Here is a 24,688-nt window from a genome sequence, read left to right as displayed (position 1 = left end):
CTGCTTTCCGCTGTTGAAAAACCCGCCGCCGGCACGCCCAAAAAAAACAAAAATGTCCGATTTTAAACAACAGCTTGACAACTCACGCTCCCCGCGTTCAGGTGCTCAAAATGTGTAAAACTTTAACCCGCCTTTCACCTTTGTATTCCTGAATTTTGCGTTAATTGTGGTACATTTGACGTCCACTCAAACAGACTTATGTCAAGCATAATCCAACTCCTTCCGGATCACGTAGCGAACCAGATTGCCGCGGGCGAAGTCGTACAGCGACCGGCCTCAGTGGTCAAGGAACTCATGGAAAATGCAGTCGACGCGAAAGCCGATGACATCAAATTGATCGTCAAGGATGCCGGCAAATCGCTGGTTCAGGTCATCGACAACGGAGTCGGTATGAATCCCGAAGATGCCAAGCTGTGTTTTGCGCGCCATGCGACCTCGAAAATCCGTCAGGCGGAAGATTTGTTCGCGCTTCACACCAAGGGTTTCCGTGGAGAAGCCTTGGCCTCGATTGCGGCAATCGCGCACGTCGAGATGAAAACGTGCCAGCCGCATCAGGAATTGGGCACGCAACTCGTGATCGAAGGCAGTAAATTCGTGTCCCAGGATGTGGCGGTTTTACCTCAGGGAACGTCTTTCGCGATCAAGAATCTGTTTTTCAACATTCCGGCGCGTCGCAATTTCCTGAAATCCGATACGGTCGAGTTCCGACACATTCTCGACGAATTCCAGCGCGTGGCCATGGCGCATCCGAAAATCCATTTCACGATGTACCACAATGGCAGCGAGATGTTCAACCTGCCGGCCTCGAACCTGCGTCAGCGCATCGTTAACATTTTTGGCGGACGCACCAACGAGAAATTGGTCCCGATCGCTGAATCGACTGAGATCGTCTCGTTCGAAGGCTTCGTCGGAAAACCCGAATTCGCCAAGAAAAACAAGGGAGAGCAGTTTTTTTTCGTCAACGACAGATTCATCAAAAGCGGCTATTTGCACCATGCGGTCATGGCGGCTTACGAAGGTTTGCTCAAAGACGGCTGCCAGCCTTCGTATTTCATTTACCTGAACGTTCCGCCTCACACGATAGATATCAACATCCATCCGACCAAGACAGAGATCAAATTCGACGACGAGCACGCGCTTTATGCGATTTTGCGGGCTTCGGTCAAGCATAGTCTTGGGCAATTCAGTGTTGCTCCGGTGCTGGATTTCGAACGCGATTCGGCTCTGGATACGCCTTATGAGTATCGTCAGAAAGACGCGGTCTTGCCCACGATCGAGGTCGATGGCGGATTCAATCCGTTCGCATCCGAAGTTTCTTCTGAAAGAAAGGTCGCGGCGCCGTCAAGCGGGAATTCTTACGCGTCAAGCGGAAATTACCATCGGAAAACCGAACACGCGAGTTGGGAAAGCCTTTACGTCGGACTCAAATCAGACTTTGGGACTTCGTACGAGCTCGAGCCTCAAACGCTGTCGGAACCAGAAGAAATGCAGTTCGAAAGCGAGGAAGTCACGGCTTCGTTGTTTGACGAGTCGGAAATCGCAAAGGAAAACCGCATGTACCAACTGCATCGGAAATATATCGTGAACCCGATCAAATCGGGCATGGTAATTGTCGATCAGCAGCGCGCGCACCAAAGGGTTTTGTACGAGCAATTCCTCACGAACATGACCGTGAAACAAGCCTCGAGCCAGCAATTGCTTTTCCCGCTGAATTTGTATTTTTCCACTTTGGAAATGCGTCTGATAAAAGAACTCGAGCCTTCGCTGGAAAATACGGGATTCGTGTTCAGCGAGATTAATCACGACCACGTTGTCGTGTCGGGTTTGCCCATAAATGTGGCCGAAAGCGAGGCATCTATCGTGATGGAGGAACTTTTGAGCGACCTTCAGGACGGAATTCCAGAGACGAGTTTCAGCCAAAACGATTCCATAGCCAAGTCAATGGCCAAAAGTCTTGCAGTAAAAACGGGCACGATTTTGAGTGAACGCGAGCAGGAAAACCTTGTGAACGGATTGTTCGCATGCAAAGAACCAGATGTTTCACCTTTCGGGAAACCGACTTTCATCACATTCCGTGTGGAAGATATAGATAAGAGATTCGCTATATGATGCCAATTACGCCAGTTGTCAAGCAACTGTTGATTTTAAATGTCCTGTTTTACATCGGTGCCCAACTTGTGGCTCCGGCTTATCCGTTGCTATCGCTGTATTATTTCCAGAACGACTTGTTCCATTTTTGGCAACCGCTTACGCACATGTTCATGCATGCGCCATTTCCGCGAATCGAGCATATTGTTTTCAATATGTTGGGCTTGTACATGTTCGGATCGACTCTGGAGCATTTCTGGGGCGCGAAAAGATTCCTCGCTTTTTATATCACTTGCGGACTTGGCGCGGCTTTGGTGAACATGGGCGTGACGTATCTCGAAGTGCATCACTTTCTTTCCCAAGTGACCGATGTCGGTTTGAGCACAGAAGATGTACACAGGATTTTGAACCTTCAATTCGAGGATGGAGACGTTTTTAGCAAGGAATTGTTCCTCAAAGGATTACAGCCGATTTTGTTGCAGAACGGACAAATGGCGTCGCTTTCCCAGTCCAGTTTTGACGCCTTATACCAAGCTGCGTGCCAGAGCCAGATTTCTGTGGTTGGCGCCTCGGGTGCGATTTACGGACTTTTGGTCGCCTATGCTTTCATGTTCCCGAATTCGGAAATGATGATGATTTTCCTTCCGATCCCAATCAAGGCCAAATACTTTGTTCCCGGAATTATCCTGTTTGACTTTGTCGGAGGAATTTCCTCGAGTTCGATCATTGGCGGACCAAGCACAGGCGTCGCGCACTTTGCCCACATAGGCGGAGCGCTTTTCGGATTCCTGATGATGTGGAACTGGAGAAACAGGAAGTTCACCCATAACCGCTGGAACTGACATGTCGCGTATTTGGAATGACATAAAGAGCGAATATGCTTTGGGCGGACCGGAAACGCGTCTGATCATCGTAAACGTGGCGATTTACATCATGTCGGCTTTGTACTTTGCGTTCTCGCATTACAAGCAATTTCCGGCTTGGCTGGCGTTGCGTGCCGATGTCGTACAATACTATCCGTGGACGATCGTCACCTATTCGTTCCTGCACGCCAACTTCATGCACATTTTGAGCAATATGTTGGTGCTGAACTTTGCCGCTCGTCTTTTTCGTACCTATTTCAATATTAAGCAATTTATCGGTGTTTACTTTTTGGGCGCGATTTTCGCCGCTTTGGTCTTCATCGCCAATTTCTACATTTTCAAATCCGGAACGGGACTTGTGGGCGCTTCGGCGGCCGTGATGGCGGTTTTGGTAGCGATCACGACTTACGATCCGACGATGCAGGTTCGGTTATTGCTCATCGGAAACGTCAAACTTTGGATTATCACGGGCGTGTTGCTGTTTTTCGACATTATCGCGATTCCGTCGGGCGATACCGTGAGCCATTTGTCGCACCTGTCGGCGGCACTTTTCGGGTTCATTTACATGAAACTGCTGCAAAATGGAACCGATTTGAGTACGATAGTGACTTCGGTAGTCGATTTTTTCGCGAATCTGTTCAAGAAAGGCGAGAAGAAGACGAAATTCAAGACGGTTCACAAAAATTACCAGAAACAGGAAAGACAACCGTCCAAGGTGGTAACGAAAGACAAGACACAACAACAGATAGACGAAATACTCGACAAGATTTCCCGTTCAGGTTATGACAGCCTGACGAAGGAGGAAAAGGATTTCCTGTTCCGCGCCGGAAAATGATATGAAAAAACTCTCTTGGTTCAACAAGTTCATGTGGTTGCTCAATATCCTGGTTACGATATTGACGGTGATCGCTTATGTCTTGCCGTTCCTGGCGCCAAAGCTGTTTCCGTTTCTTTCGGTGCTGACGTTGTTTATGCCGATGTTCCTGATTCTGAACGCCTGTTTTTTCGTGTATTGGGCGATTTTGCTCAAAAAGCACATCATTTTGCCGGCATTGTTGCTTTTGGCCGGAATCACTTTCATCTCCAAATTCTATAAATTTTCACCGATCGATTTGCCCGATTCCGAGAAAGATTTCACGGTAATGAGTTACAACGTGCGGCTTTTCAACCTTTTCGAATGGCTTCCGAAAGACGACGTCGGGGCGACGATCGAGCATTTCATCAATGAACAGAATCCCGATATCGTGTGTTTGCAGGAATATTCGGAACGCGCCAATGTCGATCTCAAAGTGTATCCGCACAAATACGTGATGATGCAAGGCAATCAGGTCAAAACCGGACAGGCGATTTTCTCGAAATTTCCAATCATCGAAGAAGGCAAACTCGAACTCCCGAATTCGAACAACAATGTCGTTTATGCCGATATCCGAAAAGGGAAAGACACGATTCGCGTTTACAGTATGCACTTGCAGTCGGTCAAGATCACGCCGGATGTGGACGAAATCAACAACGATCACCTGAACCAGATCGATGAAAAGAAACGCCAGGCGATCCTCAAGCGTATTTCCGAAGCTTTCAAACGTCAGCAACAACAAGCCGAAATCATCCAAAAACACAGGCGCGCGTGCAAATATCCCGTGATAATTTGCGGCGACATGAACAACAGCGCGTTTTCTTATGTGTATCGCGTCATCAAAGGCAAGCTAAACGACACTTTCGAGGAAGCCGGAAAAGGATTTGGGCAGACGTACAAATTCAAGTATTATCCTGCGAGAATCGACTATATTTTTGCCGATCCGAAGTTTCATGTCAAGGCTTTCGCGAATTTCTCAGAGTTCGAGAATTCGGACCATTATCCAATTTTGACGCGTTTGGAAGTCAGGCAATAAGCAATTGGATACCAACAGCCAAATAACAAGCGAAAAGGCCGCTCTTTATCTGAAACTCGGAAGAAAACTCGCGGTTTTTGTCAAGGCCGATGTTTTCTTTGAATCGGAAACTTTCGATTGGGTTTTACTCGAAAAGCACAAAAATGGATTTCGCGCAAAATTAATCCGATCGCTCAATCAAGGCGATGAAGTTTTCACTGACGTTTTGTCGTTTGAAACCGTTAATGATCTCGATCCGGAAAGTGACGCATCTTCAGACAGTTTTTTATCCGACGATCTAAACAAATGTCTCGATTGGATAAAATCGGCTTATAGATTGGATAAAATCGAAATAACGACGCCTGAAAAACTCAGTGAGATTTACGCCGAACTTTTGAAAAATGGCACTTTTGGCAACTGAAATTATGGAACGATCAAGGTTTGTCGCTTCAAATAATCCAGCGCATATCGGCCTTCGTTAAACAACAAATCGAGAATGCTCAAGTTGTTCAGAAACCCAGCCTTATCACCAAAAACCTGAGTGTATTGCTCAAATTGGTTTTCGTCCTTTTTGCCGTTTGCCAACGAACGCAAATCGTTTACATTGGCAACTTCGTGAAAATATTCCTCGGTTTTTTTGTGGTCGAAAGGCAAGCCCAGACATTTGTGCACGACTTCCAGCGCCTGAAAGTTCAAATCGAGCAAAAACGGTTGTTTCCTGAAAAAAATAGGAGCGATCTCGTCTTCGTAATATTCGAAAAACGGGGAACTTCTGTATGCGGCCTCAAGTGATTTGAAGTGCAATTTCTGCCAATCGAAATTCTTTTCGATGCGGATGTCTTTTGTTTTCTGATGTCCGGCCGCGCTCGTGTGTTTCACCGGAACGTTCAGCAATTGCCGACCGTTCGGGCTGTAAATGTACATGCGGTTTCGGTTGGTCTGTTTCTGGAAATTGTCCTCGACTTCCAAAACGAACGAATCGGTTTGGGCAACACCTACAAAGTGACTGATTGACGGGAAATACGTCGGATAGAGCAAAACATCCATTACGATTCGGCTGGCTTTTTCTTTTTGACGAAGAACGAAGCCACGACATAAAGTCCTAGCGCGATCAGGAAAAATTTGAAATAGGAAATTGGTTCCCCGTCGCCACCAACTGTCGTAAACATGCGATTCCAGCGAATTTTGTTCAATCCGCTACCATCGGCGTTAACGCTTAGCCAAATGAAAACCGGTTTCCCAACGATGTGATTTTCGGGCACAAAACCCCAATAACGGCTGTCTTCCGACTTATGTCGGTTGTCGCCCATCATATAATAGTAATCCTGTTTGAACGTGTAGGTTTTGGCTGGCGCGCCGTTTATCAGGATCTCGTCTCCGTTCACTTTGAGGTCGTTTCCTTCATAAGTCGTGATGACTTTTTTGTAGAACGGAAGCGTCTCACGCGTCAAGGCAACGGTTTTTCCGGCCTCGGGAATGTAAAGCGGACCGTAATTGTCGATGCTCCAATTCGTGTAACCTTTCGGAAAAACGTCGCTCAATTCGGCTTGAGATTTCGGAAGGACGATTCTTACAACAGAGTCGATTTCGGTCTTGTTGGCGCGCAGTTTCTCGGCTCCGGGCAAAGTCAGGTTCACATCGACTTCATAATTGTAGACCTCATTTGCGGTCAAGCCGATTTCCTTCAGGACATTGGACGGAAATCCGTGTTGATCTGTCGTGAGTCTCAGCGAAGTCGCCGAAAGTTCCTGAACACCTTTCAAGTAAGGGCGCAAAGCCTCGGCCTGTTGCGGATTCGGACGCGGAATCTCGAAAAAACGATCGAATTCGGTGGAACCTGCAGCGATGATCAAAGGCGTCGGAACACCTCTTTTCGAATAAACTTTGTGCACATACTGAGGTTTTGCGCGATCTGACAACTTAAGCTCCTTTCCGTTGATGTAAACGAAACCGTCGCGGATCGATAAACTGTCGCCAGGTGCTCCCACGCAGCGTTTTACGTAATTTGACTTTTTGTCTATGGGTTTGTCTACGCCAGGCGTCGAAGCATCAAAGAATTTGGTTACCGTATCGGCTGGCCAGTTGAACACCACGATGTCGTTTTTCTCTGGTTTTTCGAAACCCGGAAAACGGAAACTCGGCAATTGCGGCCATCTCGAATACGACTTTTTATTGACGATCGGAATGGTGTCGTGAACCATCGGAAAAGCCACGGTCGTAGAAGGCGTGCGCGCTCCATAGTTGTATTTGCTCACGAAAAGAAAATCGCCGACCAACAGCGTTTTTTCCAGTGAAGGCGAAGGAATCGTGAACGGCTGCATCACATAAGTATGTACCAAAGTCGCAACGACAACCGCGAAAAGCAAAGAGGAAACCGTTTCCCCAACTTTAGACTTCGAGCGCAATTCGCGATCCGGAATGTGGTTGAGCGGTTGTGTGTAGTTGATGTAATAAATGTAAAGTCCGAAGGTGAAAATGCCCAGGAAAGTGTCTGTCGTCGAACTTCTTCCGAAGGCGCGAAGTGTTTCCACCCAAACCACGGGAAACATGATCAGATTCACCACAGGCACGAAAAGCAAGATCGTCCAGTAGGCAGGGCGATTGATGATTTTCATAAGCACGATGGCGTTGTAAACCGGAATCGCGGCTTCCCAGCGCTTTCTGCCGGCAGCTTCATACAATTTCCACGTTCCTGCGAAATGTACGATCTGCACGATCAGGAAAAGGATCAACCAATGAGTAAGGGTCATATTCGTTCAGATTTTATGCGTAAGTCGGCTTTGTCTCCGACGCGTTACCAATTTAAGATAATTTTAAAGTTCGAGTACGTCCTTCATTGAAAAGACGCCGGTTTTCCCGACGAGCCATTCCGAGGCGATTACCGCGCCGTAAGCAAAACCCTCGCGGCTGTGGGCGATGTGCGTGATCTCGATTTTGTCCACTTGTGATTCATAGGAAACCGTATGCGTTCCGGGGACGTTTTCGATCCGTTTGGCATCGATCAGGATTTCGTCCTGTTTCGCATCGGCCAAAGCCCAACTCGAATAATCGGAATTCTCGATGATGTCTTTTGCCAGTGAAATCGCGGTCCCGCTTGGTGCGTCTAGTTTTTGCGTATGGTGTATTTCTTCCATCTGAACTTTGTATTCAGGGAATTTCGCCATCATTTTCGCGAGATATTCGTTCAGGTTGAAAAACAGGTTCACGCCAAGGCTGAAGTTCGATCCGTAAAGGAAAGCGCCGTTTTTGCTTTCGCACAATTCGACGACTTTACGAAAGTGGTCAAGCCAACCTGTCGTACCGGAAATCACTGGAATTCCGCGTTCGAGACAAGCCGAGATATTGTCCACAGCCGAATCGGGAACGCTGAAATCAATGGCGACATCGGCGTTTTCAAGACCGTCGTAAATATCTTGACTGCGTTTTTTCAACACGATTTCGTGACCGCGTTCCAAAGCGATACGCTCGATTATCTGGCCCATTTTGCCATATCCCAAAAGCGCTATTTTCATCTAGAATCTGTAGTTTATGGTAACGCCGACCGATGGTTTCGAATACACGTCCGACTGGATCAGATCAGGCTGAAAAGTCAGGTCGTCACTCACATTGAATTGTTTCAAGTGCGCATCAATGTTGGCATCGACAATGTTCAGGACATAAAATCCGACGACGAACAACATCGAATATTCGCGATTTTTTTTGTAACCTCTTTGGGCCGAAATCAGACGTTGGTTGTCGAGAAATTCGTATTCGTCATCGTAATAACCCGCCAAACGCCTTTTGTAGGCATCGCGCACTTTCTTGTACTTGGTATTTTGGTCGGAGTAGAAGTAAAGGCTCGTTCCGATGGCCGCGTAGACCAAAGGCACTTTCCAGTATTTTTTGTTGTAGACCTGACCCAATCCCGGAACGAGAGCCGAATAGAACGAAGCTTTCGTCGGCCGCAGCGGATCGATCGGTTCCGATTTTGTCGTATCGGCGACAGCCAATTTGCCTTCCTGGACTTTCTGGGCCGAAACCGAAAAAGCCGAAAACAACAAAATCGCTATGAAAACCGAGAATCTCAAGAGCCTTGCATTAGTTTGACGATGCGGTTGAAATCTTCTTCCGAATGGAAAGGGATCGTGATCTTGCCTTTTCCGTTGGCCGCGACTTTCACGTCGACTTTGGCTCCGAAGTAAGCAGCAATCGCCTTTTTATCGTCGACATCCACAGAAAAACCGGTCGATTTCGACTTTGCAGATTTCGGCTTCTGGCTTTCGTGGTAATTCCGAACCAATTCCTCAGTTTCGCGAACCGAAAGATTTTGGCTGATGATCTTGTGATAAATGTCGGTCTGGGCGTCGTGATCCTCGATATTGATGATCGCGCGTCCGTGTCCCATCGAAATGAAACCGTCGCGGATTCCCGTCTGGATAATCGGATCGAGTTTGAGCAAACGCAGATAATTCGCGATCGTAGAACGTTTTTTTCCGACGCGATCGCTCATTTGCTCTTGCGTCAATTGGATTTCATCGATCAAACGCTGATACGAAAGCGCGATTTCTATCGGATCCAAATCGTGGCGCTGGATGTTTTCCACCAAAGCCATCGTAAGGGAATCGTTGTCGTTCGCGATTCTGATATAGGCCGGAATTGACGTCAAACCTGACAATTTCGAGGCGCGCAAACGGCGTTCACCCGAAATGAGCTGGTATTTGTTGAAGTCTGTTTTTCTGACGGTAATAGGTTGGATAACACCAAGTTCGCGAATCGATGTCGCCAATTCCTGAAGCGCTTCTTCATTGAAATTCGAGCGCGGCTGGAACGGATTGATCTCGATCAGGTCGAGTTCGAGTTCGATGATGTTCCCGATTACCTTGTCGGCATTCTTGTCGTCAACCGATTGTATATTGTTCTCCGGATCTTTGAGCAAGGCCGATAAACCCCGTCCCAACGCCTGTTTTTTGATAGCCTGTGCCATTGAATCTTAACTGTTTTTCTTGATGATTTCTTGTGCAAGATGCAGGTAATTCGTTGCACCTTTACTCGTCGCGTCATAGTTGATGATACTTTCGCCATAACTCGGCGCCTCGCTCAGCTTGACGTTTCTCTGGATTATCGTGTCGAAAACCATGTCCCCAAAATGTTTCTGCACTTCTTCCACGACCTGATTGCTCAAACGCAGACGTGAATCGTACATCGTAAGCAACAAACCTTCGATGTCAAGCTCCGGATTGTGTATTTTCTGCACACTTTTGATCGTGTTGAGCAATTTGCCCAAACCTTCGAGCGCGAAATATTCACACTGTATCGGAATTACCACAGAATCGGCGGCCGTCAATGCGTTCAAAGTGAGCAGACCCAGCGATGGCGCGCAATCGATCAGGATGTAATCGTACTTTTCCTTAGTTTCCACAAGCGCTTGTTTGAGCATATACTCGCGGTTTTCCTTGTCGACAAGCTCGATTTCGATCGCGACAAGGTCAATATGGGCCGGAATCATCGACACGTTTGGCGAACTGGTAGCGACCGTCGCCTCGTCAGCCGTGACGCTGTGTTCCAGAAGTTGGTAAGTACCTTTGGTCACGTTCTCGATGTCAAGCCCGAGACCCGAACCGGCATTTGCCTGCGGATCGGCGTCGATAAGCAATACTTTCTTTTCGAGAACACCAAGCGCGGCGGCCAAGTTGACCGAAGTCGTCGTCTTTCCAACACCGCCTTTCTGGTTGGCGATGGCTATGATTTTACCCATGAATCAGTTTCAAAATTTGAGCCGTAAAAATACAATTATTTGCGGGTTATTCAAGGGTTAGTTGTTAACAGAAAAGTAAAGTTTTGAGACAGGCGTAACTGCTTCTATCGTTGGTTCTGCCAGTGCTTCTGCCACTGCCACTGCTTCTTCAACTGCTACTGCTTCTGCCACTGCTACTGCAACTGCAACTGCAACTGCTTCTGCCACTGCAACTGCAACTGCTTCTGCGTCTACCACTACTTCCGCGGCGTTTCCGAATATAAGGAGCAATCTCCCGCTTCCGCTGCAAGTTTGCCGGCAAAACCGCTTTTTTGCAAGGCCGCCCAAGAGCTTCCTTCGGTCGCTTTGGCCGTCCGGCAAAAAATGCGGTTTCGCCCGTCAAAGCTTTCCGCTCAAATCGGGGCTAGGGTTTGGTAAAAGCGACAAATTCCGATTTTCGAACCAAACTTTATACTTTCCTTAAAACCCGCTTTTGGTTCCAATCCTTAAATTTACGCCCAAACACAAAGTCATGTTGCTCAAGAGAAACCGCGCCAAAGAGGAATTCTGGAACGTCCTTACCCACGGATTGGGCGCGATGCTAGCTATTGTCGCGGCGGTTTTCATGATCGTGTTTTCGGCAAAAGGCGGCAAGACCATCGATGTCGTGGCTTCTTCCGTTTTTGGACTGAGCTTGATTTTGCTCTATTCGGCCTCGACGATTTATCACGCCATGACCAAATTGCGCTGGAAAAGGATTTTTCAAAGAATCGACCACTTGTGCATTTACCTGCTAATCGCCGGAACTTACACGCCGGTCGCACTTTTAGGACTTCGCGGCACTTGGGGCTGGATTTTATTCGGGTTGAGTTGGGCTTTCGTGATTGCGGGTTTTATCTTCAAGTTTTCGCCTTTGCGCCACTCCGAAAAACTTTCGCTTGTCCTTTACGGCTTGATGGGCTGGATGGCGATCGTCGCGATCAAGCCACTTCTCGAAACCGTGAATCCAGGCGCGTTATGGCTGATTCTCGCCGGCGGTATAAGTTATACTTTGGGAATTTATTTTTACGCCAAAGGCAATCGTCCGTATTATCACGCGATTTGGCACCTGTTCGTTTTGGGCGGCAGCGCTTTCCACTTTTTCGGGGTTTTCCTGTATTTGGTTCCGTGAGTTTTCCCAAAGTCAACAATGATCATCAGATTTTTGGGAGCTTTCTTCTTGAGAGCACCAACTGATTTTCGTCGGTTATTTCGAACGGGAGTTGCAGTTCGGTCCACAGCGACTTTATGAAAGCTAGAAAATCTTTGTTCGACGACCCGAGATTTGTGAAATTCCTGAAATCGAATCCTTTGTAATAAGTTAGATTCATATCCGGATCGCCAAATTTGTCTTCCCAATAGCTTTGCAGATCGAAAATGTCACCGTCGTTTACGAACTTGTGCCGAATAATTTTCTCTTTTATTTCTTCGAGAGACGGCAAAACGACAACTGGACATTCCTGTTCTGGCTGCAAATAATCCATAGATTCGAGTGCTCCCAAAAGCCGGTATTCGCCGGTTTCCTTAATGAAAATCACAGGTCCGACGCCAACCAAACGACCTCGCTGGTCGTCCATATCGCAATCGCGATGCTTGTAATGGGCGAAACCGTATTTTTCGGAATCCTCGATTTTGTAGACGACAAATTGACTGCCAACGGTTTCGTCGATCACTTTTTGAGCTTTTTCAATGTCCATGTTAAACGACAATTATTGTTCGAATTGGCACGGGCTTTAAATCAACGCGCTCCGCGCTATATTCCACGAGGTCGCTCGCTGCGCTTCGCGACCCAAAACCGCCTAGCTTCCACAATTCCCAATCCTAAAAACCCACCACAAAAACTGGCTAGAATATCCATGACGTCAGCTGTTTGGGTCGACATGAATGTTTGTACGAATTCGCCCAATGACAAAATGAGGATTACGCAAACAAAACTCACCAAGGATTTCGCGCTAGTGGCATAAGTTACCCAAAGCACCAAAGCAGTGGCCGCGAAAAAATTCGGAGCGACGCCAAGCAAATGATCGACATTTTCGAATTTCCCACTCAGGAACCACCGCGCCGGACCTTTGAAAAAAAGCCATCCGGCAAAGAACAGCAATGTCAATCGCAAATACATTTTATCCGGATTGACTTTCAGGTATTTGGCAATTTCGTTCATCTAAAATATCCATTTTTCCCAGATTATCGTGGAAACCAAAATGCTTCCTTCGCTTCTCAACTATTTCCCAATAAAGACCGCAAACTCACGAAACCTTCGCGCATTTCACGCGTGAGATCGTCTAAAGTAGAAGCGGGTTCTTCGAGATTGGTGGTAATCTTGGCGGTCACTTTCCAGACTTCCCTGATTTCTTTCGGATTCACATCGATTGGCGGATAAAGCGAATTCAAAGAAATCAACCGCAATCGCGAAGCGTACATCCTGACTTTTTTGACCACAACGGTATCGGCGAGCACGACGACATAAATTTGTTTTTCGGACAGATCCGAAAGTGATTCCTGAGACTTCCCGATGATCCATTCGCCCTGACTCAAAACCGGAAGCATGCTGTCACCCTGAACCTGAAAGGCTCGGAAGCTCGCGTTTTTGTATTCTGGCAAAGGCAACTGAAAAGCCGGAAGCGTATCGTAATAATCGACGTCCATCAAATTGTGGGCGTAGCCGGCCGAAGCTTTCACGTTCACCATCGCGATGTTCTCGTTGTCGTTGGCATCGAGCGTAACGACCTTGGGCAAGATCGAGGTCTTGATTTCCAGCATCTGGTCGTCGCTATCGCCATAAATCCAAAGCGGATTGATTCCAAAAACCTGTAAGAGTTTGGCCACGGCGGCTCCGGGCAATCTAACTTTTCCTCTTTCGATATCGGCGACACTTCCTTTGAGTTGGATAGCGTCGGCAAAAGCCTGTTGCGTCAAGTTGAGCTGTTGTCGCAGTTGCTTGATTTTGAGGGATTCTATCGGCAGTTTTTCGTCCATTTGCCAAAAATAACAATTTGTGGAAATATTCCAAATTTAAAATGGAAAATTTCCTCTATAATTTTATCGGGAGATTCGTGCATTCGTGGCAAAATTTTTAAACCACGTGCGCGAATCTCACGAAACCGTAAATTTTTAGTGTTTCAAGCGGCTCAAACTCCAAGTGAGATTTTCGAGCATCGCGGTTTTGTCCAAAAGCCAATTTTGGTCGGGATCCGATGTGAAATCTGATGAAGAATCGAATCTGGAATCGCGGCAAGTCAGATATTTCACGAAAATTCCCTTGCGTCCGAAAGTCATCCGAAAGCCGGAAACGTATTCATCCGAGATATCGAAAGCCAATAAGATACTTTGGTTCAAATCGAGTTCGGCGATTTTTTCGATCCAGGACGAGATGAGATTTTTTGCTTTTTCCGACACCGAAGAAATTTCTGGATCAGTACCCAAATAATAGCTGTCGGCGATTTGGGAAAATGTCGGAAATGCGTCGACTTTGAGCCATAAATCGCTGTGTCCGTCGCCCATCGGGTCAATCAAAATACGAATCATGTTGTCGGATCAATTCGGAACATAACCGCTTGTGTCTTTCTTTTCGCCTTCGTATTCGATGATGTAAATGTCCTCGCTGTCGCGTTTCATGTAGTATTTTTCGCGTGCGTAGCGTTCGATCTGGTCAGGATTCTTGAGCAATTTGATGTTTTGGGAATCGCGCTTGATCTCGGTTTCGTAGTATGTTTTATTTTCCTCGAGCTCGTCGATTTCGCTGTCGAGCATTTTGTGGTTCAGCCACGAATAATTGTCGAGAAACAAGATCCAGGCAAGGAAAAACAATAATACGAGCACATAGCGGTTGCCCACGAAGCGCATCCATTTGCGTTTCTTTTTCTGTTTTTTCTCCGGTTTGACTTCCTCTGACATGGGTTTGGTTTTTATCCGAAAATCGAAATCCCCAAAAAGGCGAACGTTCCCGAAAAGCTCCTAAATGTAGAAAATAAATGGCAGGATTACAGAATCCTTTGATGGATTACCGCGCGAACCACATCGATGGCGACCGTATTGTATTTGTCGTTCGGAATGATGATATCGGCGTAAGCTTTGGTAGGTTCGATGAACTGCTCGTGCATCGGCTTCAACGTCTTTTGGTAGCGTTGCAAGACTTCTTCCATGTCACGGCCGCGTTCGGCAATGTCTCTTTTGAGTCGTCTTATCAAACGTTCGTCGGAATCGGCGTGTACGAAAATCTTGATGTCGAAAAGTTCGCGCAACTCCGGATTGGCCAAAATCAGGATGCCTTCAACGATCATTACCTTTCTCGGATGCGTCGAAATCGTGTCGTCAGTGCGGTTGTGCGTCACGAACGAATAAATCGGCTGATCTATCGTTTCGCCTGCTTTCAAGGCCTTCAGATGTTTGGTCAGCAACTCGAAATCGATCGCCCGCGGATGGTCGAAATTGATCAGGGCGCGCTCGTCAAAATTCAAGTGCGTGGTTTCGCGATAGTAATGATCTTGGGAAATCACGCCCACTTCCTCTTCGGGAATCTCGTTCATGATCTGGCGAACCACGGTCGTTTTGCCGCTTCCCGTTCCGCCTGCTATACCAATAATCAACATAAGGAGGTTTTTTCGGGCGCAAAGATAATCAAACCCCGCCGCCTTTTTTAGACCGACGAAAATCCCCAAAAACTGCGATTTTGATATGGGATGAAAGGCATCTGAAAATAACGATTACTTTTCCCGTAAAAAATTTGTTAAATCGATGGATATCCATTACTCTTGCACCGAACCTTAACAAAAAATAAAACAAAACAAAACATGAAAAAATTATTTATGGTCGCCTCAATGGCATTGGCAATCGTTTCGTTGAACTCTTGTGGTAGCGATGACGGTGGAAACGGCGGTGTTTCGTCTGCAAAATTGATCGGAAAATGGGAGCACGACACCGAGAAAGTCACGGCTGCTGGACAAGTGCTTCAACCAGAACAGGCTTACTCTGAAAACGAGCCAGGCTGTTCAAAAGACTACATCCAATTCGCAGAAAACGGAACTTTCACGCTAGGTGATTACTGGAGCAGCGATTGCGACCTTGACACGACTGCCGCAAGCTGGACAATCGACGGAAAAGACGTTACTGTTTCCGGGACAAACGTAGATACTGAAACATTTACGGTTGTCAGCGTTTCGGCTACAAAACTGAAAGTGAAATATGTTGAGGCAATCAACGGAGTCAACTTTACTGAAGAATACACTTTTACAAAAGCGGCTCAATAAGTAAACGCGATATTTTTTGAAAGAAAGACCGGCTAAACAGTCGGTTTTTTTTATGCTCGGAATTTTTTGGAAGTGTGCCGGATTTATCTGAAAACCGAAACCGAAAAACCGTAAGCGGGCAAAACAACAGCGACACGTCCGTTTTCGACCGAAGCGTTTTCTCCGGCCAGATTTTGTACCGAACGCGTATCGACCGAAGCCAAAGTCGCCTGTTTTTTATCGGACAGATTCACGAAGACCAGGACTTTCTGGCCTTCGAAACTTCTGGCAAAACTCAGTATTTCTGGATTTCCGTTCGTGACTTTCGAATAGCTTCCGTAAGTCAATGCTTTGTTTTCGGCTCGCAGTTTGAGTAATTTCCGATAATGGTTCCACAGCGAATTCGCGTCAGTTTTTTGTTCTTCGAGCGAAATTCCGTCGTTCGACCGATTGAAGCGGTTTTCCCACCACGGACCCGAATTTTTGTACCAATTCGCCGTGCCTTTTCCGCTTTCTTCCTTATACCAATCGAAGGCTTCGCGAATCCCGATGTCGTTTCCGTCCGAACTTCCCAATTCCCGTTGCTCGCCTTTCATTCCGATTTCCTGTCCGTAATACAAGGACGGAATGCCGCCAATCAAAAGTTGGATAGCGATCGCGGCCTTTGTTTTTTCCGATGTCATTCCGGGCTCGGAAGCGAATCTTTTCGTGTCGTGATTTTCGAGGAACACGATCTGGTTTTTTGCTGTCGGATTGTACAGAAACGTACTGTCGGCGGCTTTTTCGATTTCCGATTTGTCGAATTTTGTGATCGCGAACTTGAGTCGGAACGCAAACACGAAATCGACGTTTCCTTTCTCGAAATAATCGTGTCCGAAAGACGCCCATTTTGCCTGTTCGGCCAACAATTTCAACTTCGGATTTTTCGCCTTGAGGTTCGCGAACAAAGGCGTCCAGAAGGTCTCGAACAGATTCGGGAGCTTTTTGGCATTGTCGAGATCGTCCATCATGTGATCGAGGCGGAAGCCGTCCACGCCGTCGTCGAACTTTCCGTCCTTGTTCGGATCCATCCAGAATTCGAGCACTTTTTGGGTGTAGGCCTTGACGTTTTTGCTCGCCATGTTTACCGTGATTATCTTTTCCTTTCGACCGTCATAAGTCGCGAATTCCTCGATTCCCCAGAAATACCAAGGCTTTTTGTTCGCCAAATCTTCATAGACGAGATAATCTGAAAATTTCGACTTCGGATTGCCGAAACCTTGCGAAAACCATGGATGCGTACCCGCCACATATTGCATTTCCACGTCCTGATAGATTTTCATGCCCCGTTTGTGCACTTGTTTGACGAGCTCGATGTAATCGTCCATTCTTCCGTATTCGGGATCGATTTTCTCAAAGTCAGAGGCGAAGTAATTGTGGTAAAAATCCGACTGATACAAAGGCGTCAGCAAAATCGTGTTCACGCCCAGGTCCTGAAGATAATCGAGTTTTTGTTCGATGCCTTTCAAATCGCCGTGCGAGTCGCCATCGGAATCGAAAAAACTGCGCTGGAAGACGTGGTAGAAGACTTCGTTTTGCGCTCTTGCGTTTTCAGTAAAAAATAGTAACAGCAGCGGCAGCAGCAGCAGCAGCAGTTGCAGTCGAAGTAGCGATAGCAGTTTCGGTTTTTGCATCGGATTGATTTTGGACAAAGTTCGGATTTTGGATCTGTCCCGACATCCATTAGGGCTGGAATTTGGAATTTGGGATTTTCAAAAAGTATCCGCATTAGACTGCACCACGCTCAAAGGCGCAGTCCCGCGGACAAAAAAGTGGTATTTAGTTGTTTGTATCCAATTTCAAAAACCCGGACTGCGCGATCGATTTCGGCCCCTGAAAAAACGCGCTGAACGTCTCTCAAAAAATCGACCGGCTATTTTTTAGAACCCCAACGTACATGTGTCAATTACAATTCAGGGAAATAAAACCGGGTTTAAAGGTGTGTCAATCTGTTTTCCGATCTCGGCTCCGGGACACCATTTTTTCCAATCGTGTTCCTGGCTTTCATTCTCGGGCGCTTTCAATTTCATGTCGATGTCCATGTAAATGATGGTCATCACTTTTCGGGTCTGAGCCGTTTTGTTGACGCCGGCGCGGTGAAAAATCCAGCCCGAATGGAACGAGATTTCGCCTGCATCGAACGGTTCTATCACGTGCTCGAAATCGGTGACGCGCAATTTTTTCGAGATCTCGTTTTCCGATTTATCACCAATTCCAAGCTCACGGCCTTCGACGATGACGTGGCTTCCGGCACTGAATTCAAGCGGCCCCATTTCGAGCGGAGTCGCCTGGAGCGGAATCCACGCGGTAATGGTCTTGTCGGAATCGAGCGGCCAATAGTATTGATCTGCGTGCCAAGGTGTTATGCCGCCGCTCGCTTCTTTGAAAAGCGCCTGATCGTGGTAAATTCGCACCCCGCGAACTTTTAAAAGCTCCGAAACAATGCCAGAGATACGTTTGCTGAAAACCAAAGGTTTAACAAGGCTGTCTTCAAGCCATAGGTTAAACAATTGGAGAAAAGCTTTTCCGTAAGTGTCGCGATTTTCCATCGGGATTTCCTGCGTGTTCAATCGGTTTACGCAGTCAGAAATCGCCTTATTGAAATGCTCGAGTATCGGTTGGTCAAGAACGTGTTTTAGTTTGATGAAACGGTTTTTGTCGTAAAATTCTATTTGCTCCTTTGCAAGTGCAAACGGTTCGTCGAGTAAACCGAAATCGCAATCCATGTCCAGTTTTTTTGAGTTTTATAAAGCTATCGTAAACAAAACGCACTTCCCGACACGAAATAGCCAAAATATGACACCATATTGACTAAATTTGAGGTTAGAAGAAACCCTTGAATCCACATAGTATGAAAGCGACCTTAGAAAACGTTGAAACGATTAAAGGAAAGGACGCATTTGTGGCCTACGCGTTCGAGTTGCCAAACTTCGAATTCAAGTGGCATTACCATCCGGAATACGAACTCACGTTGATCACCGAAGGTTCGGGAAAGCGCATCATCGGCGACAGCCACGAAAGTTTTGAAACAGGCGATCTGGTTTTGATCGGGCCGGAATTGCCCCACACTTGGTCGAACGAAACCAGAAATGCCAGGAAATCGTCTGCTGTCGTGATCCAGTTTTCGTCCGAATTCATCAAAAGATTTTCAGGCCTGTACGAATGCCGTAACATTTTGGACTTGCTCGAACATTGCGCGCGCGGCAGTTTCTTTCCGAATCCGACAACCCAAATTACGAAATCGCTGCTCGAATTATCGCAAAAAACGGGACTCGAAAAGATCACCTCATTGTTGGAAATTCTCGAGAAATTGAGTCAGGTAGGAAGCGTGGCTTTGTCCTCGACGGTTTATTCGGGAAGTAGAAATCCCGAAAACGCAGGCCGAATCAACAAAGTTTGCCGTTACGTCCACGAAAATGCATCCGAGCACATCGAACTCCAAAAAGCCGCGAATCTCGTTTCGCTTTCCAAAAGCGCTTTCTGCAAGTTTTTCGCCAGGAATATGAAGACGAGTTTTTCAGACTACGTGAACGAAATCAGGATCGCCAACGCCTGTCTTTTGTTGACCGACACAGATTTGACGGTGCGCGAGATCGCCTCCGAAGCTGGTTTTGAAAGTCTTACGTATTTTAACCGCGTTTTTCTCAAAAAGAAAGGACTTTCGCCGATGCGATTCCGAAATACCGACAACGCCCGTCTTTCGGCTTGACCGCAATTGCCTATATTTGCGACTCAAGAATTTACCGTGAGTACAACTTCAAACCCTTTATTTGGCGCGTTCGGCGGCATTTCCTCGAAGCAGTGGAAACAGCAGATCCAATATGAGCTCAAAGGCGCCGATTTCAACGAAACCCTCGTTTGGGAATCGCCCGAAGGCATCAAAGTGCGTCCGTTTTACCATCGCGACGACGCCCAGATTTCGCATTCCGCTTTTGCCGAAAACCCGTTTTTGGTGTGTCAGGAAATCTTCGTTTTCGATGTCGAAAAGTCGGCCAGACGCGCCAACGATTCGGTAAACCGCGGAGCCGAAAGTTTGAGATTCGCGATTTCGGACGAGAAGATCGACGTGGCAAAACTCATTTCTGGACTTACTTTCGAAAATCTCACGCTTTACTTCGATTTGAAATTTCTCTCAATCGATTTCGTCCGGCATTTGGACAAAGCACTTGACGGCCGGAATTTCACGGTTTTCGCGTCAATCGATCCCGTAGGACATTTGGTTCAGGACGGAAATTGGTTCTCGAAAACCGACGATTACGAATTCCTGAAAAGTTTGGCATCCGAAGTAAAAAATCTGTCGGTTTTTTCGGTCGATGCGCGAATCTACCAAAACGCCGGAGCGAATATCGTGCAGCAATTGGCCTACGCTTTGTGCCACGTAACGGAATATTTCAACCGATTCGCTATCGATAAACCGACGCTTTTCCAGGTTTCGGTCGGGCCGAATTACTTCTTCGAGATTGCCAAATTGCGAGCTTTGAGAATCTTGTTTCGAACTGTCGCCGACGCATTCGGAAGCGATTCGAAAGTCCACATTCTGGCAACTCCGACAAAACGCAACAAAACACTTTACGACTACAACGTGAACATGTTGCGCACCACGACCGAATGCATGAGCGCGATTTTGGGCTCGGCCGACGCGGTTTGCAATTTGCCTTATGACGCGCTTTACCACAAAAGCAACGAATTCGGTGAAAGAATCTCGAGAAACCAATTGCTGATCCTGAAATCTGAAAGTTATTTCGACAAAGTCGCCAATGCGTCAGACGGCGCGTATTACATAGAAAATCTCACGCAACAACTCGCCAACCAGACTTTGATCCTGTTCAAGGAATTGGAAGCGGAAGGCGGATTCGTCGCGAAACTGAAAGATGGATCGATCCAGCGAAAAGTGAAAGAATCGGACCAAAAAGAGCAGGCTTTGTTCGATTCCGGAAACGAAATCCTCATCGGAACCAACAAATATCCGAACAAGAACGACCGAATGAAAGACGATCTGGAGTTGTATCCGTTCGTCAAGCAAAAGGCCAAAAAGACGTTGTTCGCGCCTTTGGTCGAGAAGCGTTTGGCCGAGAAATCCGAACAAGAAAGACTAGCATCTGAAAACGATCCAAAACAATGAAAACAAATACTATTCTCACGATAATCGTACTGTTTCTGGTAGCGTCAAATTCGAACGCCCAAACCAAGGAAAAAATCTACGATTCGGAAAAAGTCCAGGTCGCGCCCCAATTTCCGGGAGGCGAATACAAGTTTATCGACGCGCTTCAAGCCGCTTTCGAGGCCAAAAAGAAAAACGCACCTTCCATAATCGACGCCTGGCTCGTGATCGAAAAAAACGGAAGTGTCTCCAAAGTCGTGGCCAGCGGTGACAACGGAGCGTTTTCCAAGTCTGACAACGCCTTTTTGGCCAAAATCGCACCAAAGTGGAAACCGGCGAAAGTCGACGGGAAGGCAGTTCGTTGCCGCACGTTCGCCTCGTTGCTTGTCGTCAAGGAAATCGTTTCGGGCCAAGGCAGTGCAAAAGAGGAAATCGACACAGATACGAGTGTCTATTTTGCAAGAGAACTTGAAAAAAACACCGAATTTCCGGGCGGTATCTCTCAATTCGAAAACTATTTGGCGGCTCAGGCGAACATTCCTGACAAAGCCAACTTCACCGGAAGCATGCGCGTGATGTGCATCGTCGAAAAGGACGGCGCGATCACAAACATAAAAACTTCCGGAAATCTAGGCATGCCGATGTCGCAGGAAATCACCCGCGTACTTGCGGAATCCCCAAAATGGACAGCCGGAAAACGCAACGGCAAAATCGTGCGAAGCCACTTTATCTGCGTGATTTCCTTTTCGGAAGGGAAGACTCGCATCGAAATCCAAAAATCATGAAACGCAAAGATCTCAGCCATATTTCGCTAACGGAAATTCCGGTCGCCGCCGATGAAAAAGCGGTTTCGGAATTCGTCACCGCCGAAGGAATCACGGTCAAGCCGACGTACTCCAAAGCCGATATTTCCGATCTCGAACATCTCGATTTCGCGGCCGGATTCGCCCCGAACCTGCGCGGACCGTATGCCACGATGTACGTCCGCCGTCCGTGGACGATTCGCCAATATGCCGGATTCTCCACAGCCGAGGAAAGCAACGCCTTCTACCGACGCAATCTTGCCGCGGGACAAAAAGGGTTGTCGGTCGCATTCGATCTGGCCACGCACCGCGGTTATGATTCCGATCACGAAAGAGTGGTTGGAGACGTTGGGAAAGCCGGAGTCGCGATCGATTCCGTCGAGGACATGAAAGTGCTTTTCGACCAGATTCCGCTGAATGAGATGTCGGTTTCGATGACGATGAACGGAGCGGTTTTGCCAATTATGGCCTTTTACATTGTCGCTGCCGAAGAACAGGGCGTGAAGCCGGAATTGCTTTCGGGAACGATTCAAAACGACATTCTCAAGGAATTCATGGTGCGCAACACCTACATTTATCCGCCGGCGCCTTCCATGAAAATCATTGCCGACATTTTTGCGTTCACGAGCGAAAAAATGCCGAAGTTCAACTCGATCTCGATCTCGGGTTATCACATGCAAGAAGCTGGAGCTACCGCCGATATCGAACTTGCCTACACGTTGGCCGACGGTCTCGAATACATCAAAACCGGATTGGCCGCCGGAATGAAAATCGACGAATTCGCTCCGAGACTTTCGTTTTTCTGGGCAATCGGGATGAACCATTTCATGGAAATCGCCAAGATGCGCGCCGGAAGAATGTTGTGGGCAAAATTGCTGAAACAGTTCCATCCAACAGATGAAAAATCGCTGGCTTTGCGAACACATTGCCAAACCTCGGGTTGGAGCCTGACCGAACAAGATCCCTTCAACAACGTGGCCAGAACTGCGATCGAGGCCGCCGCGGCAGCTTTCGGAGGAACACAATCCCTGCACACGAACGCACTTGATGAAGCAATCGCACTTCCAACCGATTTCTCTGCCAGAATCGCGCGAAATACACAGCTTTTCCTTCAGGAAGAAACCAAGATCACGAAAACCGTCGATCCTTGGGCCGGCAGTTTTTATGTCGAGAAACTCACAGCTGAAATAGCTGAAAAAGCCTGGGCATTGATCGAGGAAGTCGAAGAGCTTGGCGGAATGACCAAAGCGATCGAAGCCGGAATCCCGAAACTCAGGATCGAGGAAGCAGCAGCGAGAAAACAAGCGAGAATCGACAGCGGGCAAGACATCATCGTAGGTGTGAACAAATACCGTTTGGCCAAAGAAGATCCGTTGCATATTCTGGATGTAGACAATCAGCTTGTCCGGAAACAACAAATCGAGCGTCTCGACAAAATCAAGTCGGCAAGAGATTCCGATAAAGTTGCCAAATGTCTGTCGGCTTTGACCGAATCGGCGAAGACCGGAAAAGGCAATTTGCTCGAACTTGCAGTCGAAGCGGCCAGAAATCGCGCGACACTAGGTGAAATCAGCGACGCACTCGAGTTAATTTTCGGACGATACAAAGCACAAATCAAATCTTTCAGCGGCGTGTACAGCAAAGAAATCAAGAACGACGAGAGTTTCGCCAAAGCGCGCGAACTCGCCGACGAATTCGCCAAATCAGAAGGCCGACGTCCAAGGATCATGATCGCAAAAATGGGACAGGACGGACACGATCGCGGCGCGAAAGTCGTAGCCACAGGTTATGCCGACGTAGGTTTCGACGTCGACATCGGCCCGCTTTTCCAAACGCCCGCCGAAGCCGCAAAACAAGCGGTAGAAAACGACGTTCACATCTTGGGCGTTTCCTCACTCGCCGCGGGACACAAAACTTTGGTGCCGCAAGTGATCGAGGAACTGCACAAATACGGTCGGGACGATATCATGGTGATTGTGGGAGGCGTTATTCCGGCTCAGGATTATCAGTTTTTATTCGATTCCGGCGCGACTGCCGTTTTTGGTCCCGGTACGAAAATCAGTGAAGCCGCGATCAAGATTTTGGAGATCTTGTTGGAAAGGTAAATTTGCGACGAATTTTGTCCGTCCACCAACATGATGTAACACTTTCACAAAAATTTTTGGGCCACGAATATACGAATCCGGTCATTCGTGCATTTGTGGCCTAATTTTTTGAAGACTAATGATAGCCTGCAGTCTACGGAAATCTGCGGCAAGAAAATAGTGGAATCAACCTATGGCCAAAGCAACGCGGACTGGTCGACGGGCATCGGCAGCGAAAAAAAATCGGAAACCAATCCTTGATTCTGACATTTCAGGTCACATTTAACAAAAAGTACAGATTTTCTGTAATGATCGTGTTTTCGAGATCGCGAACTTTGCCGGTATGGGGAGGGGCTGATACATCCCTATCCAAAAAAAGGAGAACCTGGATACAGAAAATCTGTAAAAAATGTTAAATCTTTAAACAGTCGTATTCGATGTCAGTTGCGTCAAAAAAGCCACTGACCAATTCTGGAGTGTTATTTCGCTTTCGCCGCGATTTTAGAAATTTGTCTTCGAACAATCAGATACACGACAAGATACAATGCGCATTCAAATCAGTACTATGAGCTGGTTCAAATTAATTTGTTAACTATAAAAATTGAATAAGCCTTGTCAGAAAAAGAAAGTCACGAATGAATGAAACCGATTATTCGTGCATTCGCTGCTAATTTTTTAAGACGAAAAGAAGAGGTTGGAAAAAATTGCAGGAACTGCGAAACCAATGCGTGAAGTATGGAAAGCTATAAGAATCGATAAAATCCAGGCAGAAAAATAAACCGCGAATTCGCGAATTTGTATTTCAGCCAGCGTAAAATTCGCGAATTCGCGGTTGAAAATGCAATTAATAAAGATGGTTGAACCG

The 24,688-nt window shown here is 47.1% G+C and carries 26 protein-coding genes; 11 read left to right on the top strand and 15 right to left on the bottom strand.

The window, feature by feature from the left end; all coding sequences use genetic code 11:
- Positions 1-198: 198 nt before the first annotated feature.
- From mutL to EOO49_RS17280, 5 genes are read left to right on the top strand one after another with little or no spacing between them, the layout of a single operon-like run.
- Positions 199-2,109: a DNA mismatch repair endonuclease MutL gene (gene mutL, locus EOO49_RS17300; RefSeq protein WP_290848000.1), complete on the top strand. Its 1,911-nt coding sequence runs from the start codon at positions 199-201 to the stop codon at positions 2,107-2,109.
- Positions 2,106-2,930, top strand: a complete 825-nt coding sequence (locus EOO49_RS17295; RefSeq protein WP_290847998.1) for a rhomboid family intramembrane serine protease — start codon at positions 2,106-2,108, stop codon at positions 2,928-2,930. Before mutL ends, EOO49_RS17295 begins: the two co-directional genes overlap by 4 nt.
- A 1-nt stretch (position 2,931) precedes the next feature.
- Entirely contained in the window at positions 2,932-3,786 is an 855-nt protein-coding gene (locus EOO49_RS17290; protein ID WP_290847996.1) for a rhomboid family intramembrane serine protease, read from the top strand.
- 1 nt (position 3,787) lies between these two features.
- The gene (locus EOO49_RS17285; RefSeq protein WP_290847994.1) at positions 3,788-4,840 is read left to right on the top strand and encodes an endonuclease/exonuclease/phosphatase family protein; all 1,053 of its coding nucleotides are present in this window, start codon (positions 3,788-3,790) and stop codon (positions 4,838-4,840) included.
- A 4-nt stretch (positions 4,841-4,844) separates the two neighbouring features.
- Entirely contained in the window at positions 4,845-5,240 is a 396-nt protein-coding gene (locus EOO49_RS17280; RefSeq protein ID WP_290847992.1) for a hypothetical protein, read from the top strand.
- 2 nt (positions 5,241-5,242) lie between these two features.
- Here the strand turns inward: EOO49_RS17280 and EOO49_RS17275 are convergent, their stop codons facing one another.
- The 7 genes from EOO49_RS17275 to EOO49_RS17245 form a co-directional block, all read right to left on the bottom strand.
- Positions 5,243-5,866, bottom strand: a complete 624-nt coding sequence (locus EOO49_RS17275) for a WbqC family protein (RefSeq protein WP_290847990.1) — start codon at positions 5,864-5,866, stop codon at positions 5,243-5,245.
- On the bottom strand, positions 5,866-7,569 hold the full coding sequence (gene lepB / locus EOO49_RS17270; RefSeq protein ID WP_290847988.1) for a signal peptidase I: 1,704 nt from the start codon (positions 7,567-7,569) through the stop codon (positions 5,866-5,868). The genes EOO49_RS17275 and lepB overlap by 1 nt, the downstream gene beginning before the upstream one ends.
- Positions 7,570-7,632: 63 nt before the next feature.
- Positions 7,633-8,331, bottom strand: a complete 699-nt coding sequence (dapB, locus tag EOO49_RS17265) for a 4-hydroxy-tetrahydrodipicolinate reductase (RefSeq protein ID WP_290847986.1) — start codon at positions 8,329-8,331, stop codon at positions 7,633-7,635.
- The gene (locus tag EOO49_RS17260; protein WP_290847985.1) at positions 8,332-8,886 is read right to left on the bottom strand and encodes a DUF5683 domain-containing protein; all 555 of its coding nucleotides are present in this window, start codon (positions 8,884-8,886) and stop codon (positions 8,332-8,334) included.
- Positions 8,883-9,782, bottom strand: coding sequence for a ParB/RepB/Spo0J family partition protein (locus tag EOO49_RS17255; protein WP_290847983.1), 900 nt, complete (start codon positions 9,780-9,782; stop codon positions 8,883-8,885). The genes EOO49_RS17260 and EOO49_RS17255 overlap by 4 nt, the downstream gene beginning before the upstream one ends.
- 6 nt (positions 9,783-9,788) lie before the next feature.
- A complete protein-coding gene (locus EOO49_RS17250) occupies positions 9,789-10,553 on the bottom strand; it encodes an AAA family ATPase (protein ID WP_290847982.1) in 765 nt (254 codons plus the stop codon).
- Positions 10,554-10,610: 57 nt separating this feature from the next.
- Positions 10,611-10,823, bottom strand: a complete 213-nt coding sequence (locus tag EOO49_RS17245) for a hypothetical protein (protein ID WP_290847980.1) — start codon at positions 10,821-10,823, stop codon at positions 10,611-10,613.
- 202 nt (positions 10,824-11,025) lie between these two features.
- Here EOO49_RS17245 and EOO49_RS17240 point away from each other — a divergent pair, with 202 nt between their 5' ends.
- A complete protein-coding gene (locus tag EOO49_RS17240; protein WP_290847978.1) occupies positions 11,026-11,703 on the top strand; it encodes a hemolysin III family protein in 678 nt (225 codons plus the stop codon).
- A gap of 25 nt (positions 11,704-11,728) precedes the next feature.
- On the opposite strand, the gene EOO49_RS17235 is transcribed toward EOO49_RS17240, so the two are convergent.
- The 6 genes from EOO49_RS17235 to udk all read right to left on the bottom strand — a co-directional run bounded on the left by EOO49_RS17235 (position 11,729) and on the right by udk (position 15,160).
- On the bottom strand, positions 11,729-12,268 hold the full coding sequence (locus EOO49_RS17235) for a hypothetical protein (protein WP_290847976.1): 540 nt from the start codon (positions 12,266-12,268) through the stop codon (positions 11,729-11,731).
- Positions 12,269-12,324: 56 nt separating this feature from the next.
- Positions 12,325-12,732 carry a hypothetical protein gene (locus EOO49_RS17230; RefSeq protein WP_290847974.1) on the bottom strand — a complete coding sequence of 136 codons (408 nt, stop codon included), beginning with the start codon at positions 12,730-12,732 and terminating at the stop codon, positions 12,325-12,327.
- 56 nt (positions 12,733-12,788) lie between these two features.
- Complete coding sequence (locus tag EOO49_RS17225; protein WP_290847972.1) at positions 12,789-13,547, bottom strand: LexA family transcriptional regulator; 759 nt, start codon at positions 13,545-13,547, stop codon at positions 12,789-12,791.
- 135 nt (positions 13,548-13,682) lie between these two features.
- A complete protein-coding gene (locus EOO49_RS17220) occupies positions 13,683-14,096 on the bottom strand; it encodes a hypothetical protein (RefSeq protein ID WP_290847970.1) in 414 nt (137 codons plus the stop codon).
- A 9-nt stretch (positions 14,097-14,105) separates the two neighbouring features.
- Positions 14,106-14,465: a septum formation initiator family protein gene (locus tag EOO49_RS17215; protein WP_290847968.1), complete on the bottom strand. Its 360-nt coding sequence runs from the start codon at positions 14,463-14,465 to the stop codon at positions 14,106-14,108.
- 86 nt (positions 14,466-14,551) lie between these two features.
- A complete protein-coding gene (gene udk / locus EOO49_RS17210; protein ID WP_290847966.1) occupies positions 14,552-15,160 on the bottom strand; it encodes a uridine kinase in 609 nt (202 codons plus the stop codon).
- 201 nt (positions 15,161-15,361) lie between these two features.
- Here udk and EOO49_RS17205 point away from each other — a divergent pair, with 201 nt between their 5' ends.
- Complete coding sequence (locus EOO49_RS17205) at positions 15,362-15,817, top strand: lipocalin family protein (protein ID WP_290847964.1); 456 nt, start codon at positions 15,362-15,364, stop codon at positions 15,815-15,817.
- Positions 15,818-15,900: 83 nt separating this feature from the next.
- Here EOO49_RS17205 and EOO49_RS17200 read toward each other — a convergent pair whose 3' ends face one another.
- Both EOO49_RS17200 and EOO49_RS17195 read right to left on the bottom strand, forming a co-directional pair.
- Complete coding sequence (locus EOO49_RS17200) at positions 15,901-17,469, bottom strand: alpha-amylase family glycosyl hydrolase (RefSeq protein ID WP_290847962.1); 1,569 nt, start codon at positions 17,467-17,469, stop codon at positions 15,901-15,903.
- A gap of 279 nt (positions 17,470-17,748) precedes the next feature.
- Positions 17,749-18,561 (bottom strand): phytanoyl-CoA dioxygenase family protein, encoded by an 813-nt coding sequence (locus tag EOO49_RS17195; RefSeq protein WP_290847960.1) that lies wholly within the window; start codon positions 18,559-18,561, stop codon positions 17,749-17,751.
- A 125-nt stretch (positions 18,562-18,686) separates the two neighbouring features.
- Between EOO49_RS17195 and EOO49_RS17190 the strand changes: the two genes are divergently transcribed.
- From EOO49_RS17190 to scpA, 4 genes are read left to right on the top strand one after another with little or no spacing between them, the layout of a single operon-like run.
- Positions 18,687-19,544 carry an AraC family transcriptional regulator gene (locus EOO49_RS17190; RefSeq protein WP_290847958.1) on the top strand — a complete coding sequence of 286 codons (858 nt, stop codon included), beginning with the start codon at positions 18,687-18,689 and terminating at the stop codon, positions 19,542-19,544.
- A gap of 36 nt (positions 19,545-19,580) precedes the next feature.
- Positions 19,581-20,957, top strand: a complete 1,377-nt coding sequence (locus tag EOO49_RS17185) for a methylmalonyl-CoA mutase subunit beta (RefSeq protein WP_290847956.1) — start codon at positions 19,581-19,583, stop codon at positions 20,955-20,957.
- Positions 20,954-21,721: a hypothetical protein gene (locus tag EOO49_RS17180; RefSeq protein WP_290847954.1), complete on the top strand. Its 768-nt coding sequence runs from the start codon at positions 20,954-20,956 to the stop codon at positions 21,719-21,721. The genes EOO49_RS17185 and EOO49_RS17180 overlap by 4 nt, the downstream gene beginning before the upstream one ends.
- Positions 21,718-23,844 carry a methylmalonyl-CoA mutase gene (scpA, locus tag EOO49_RS17175; protein ID WP_290847952.1) on the top strand — a complete coding sequence of 709 codons (2,127 nt, stop codon included), beginning with the start codon at positions 21,718-21,720 and terminating at the stop codon, positions 23,842-23,844. The genes EOO49_RS17180 and scpA overlap by 4 nt, the downstream gene beginning before the upstream one ends.
- Positions 23,845-24,688: the final 844 nt, after the last annotated feature.

This window comes from Flavobacterium sp., from assembly GCF_004295795.1.
Taxonomy (GTDB): domain Bacteria; phylum Bacteroidota; class Bacteroidia; order Flavobacteriales; family Flavobacteriaceae; genus Flavobacterium.
Note: the sequence above shows the minus strand (reverse complement) of the source record. Positions and strands in the feature narration are given on the sequence as shown.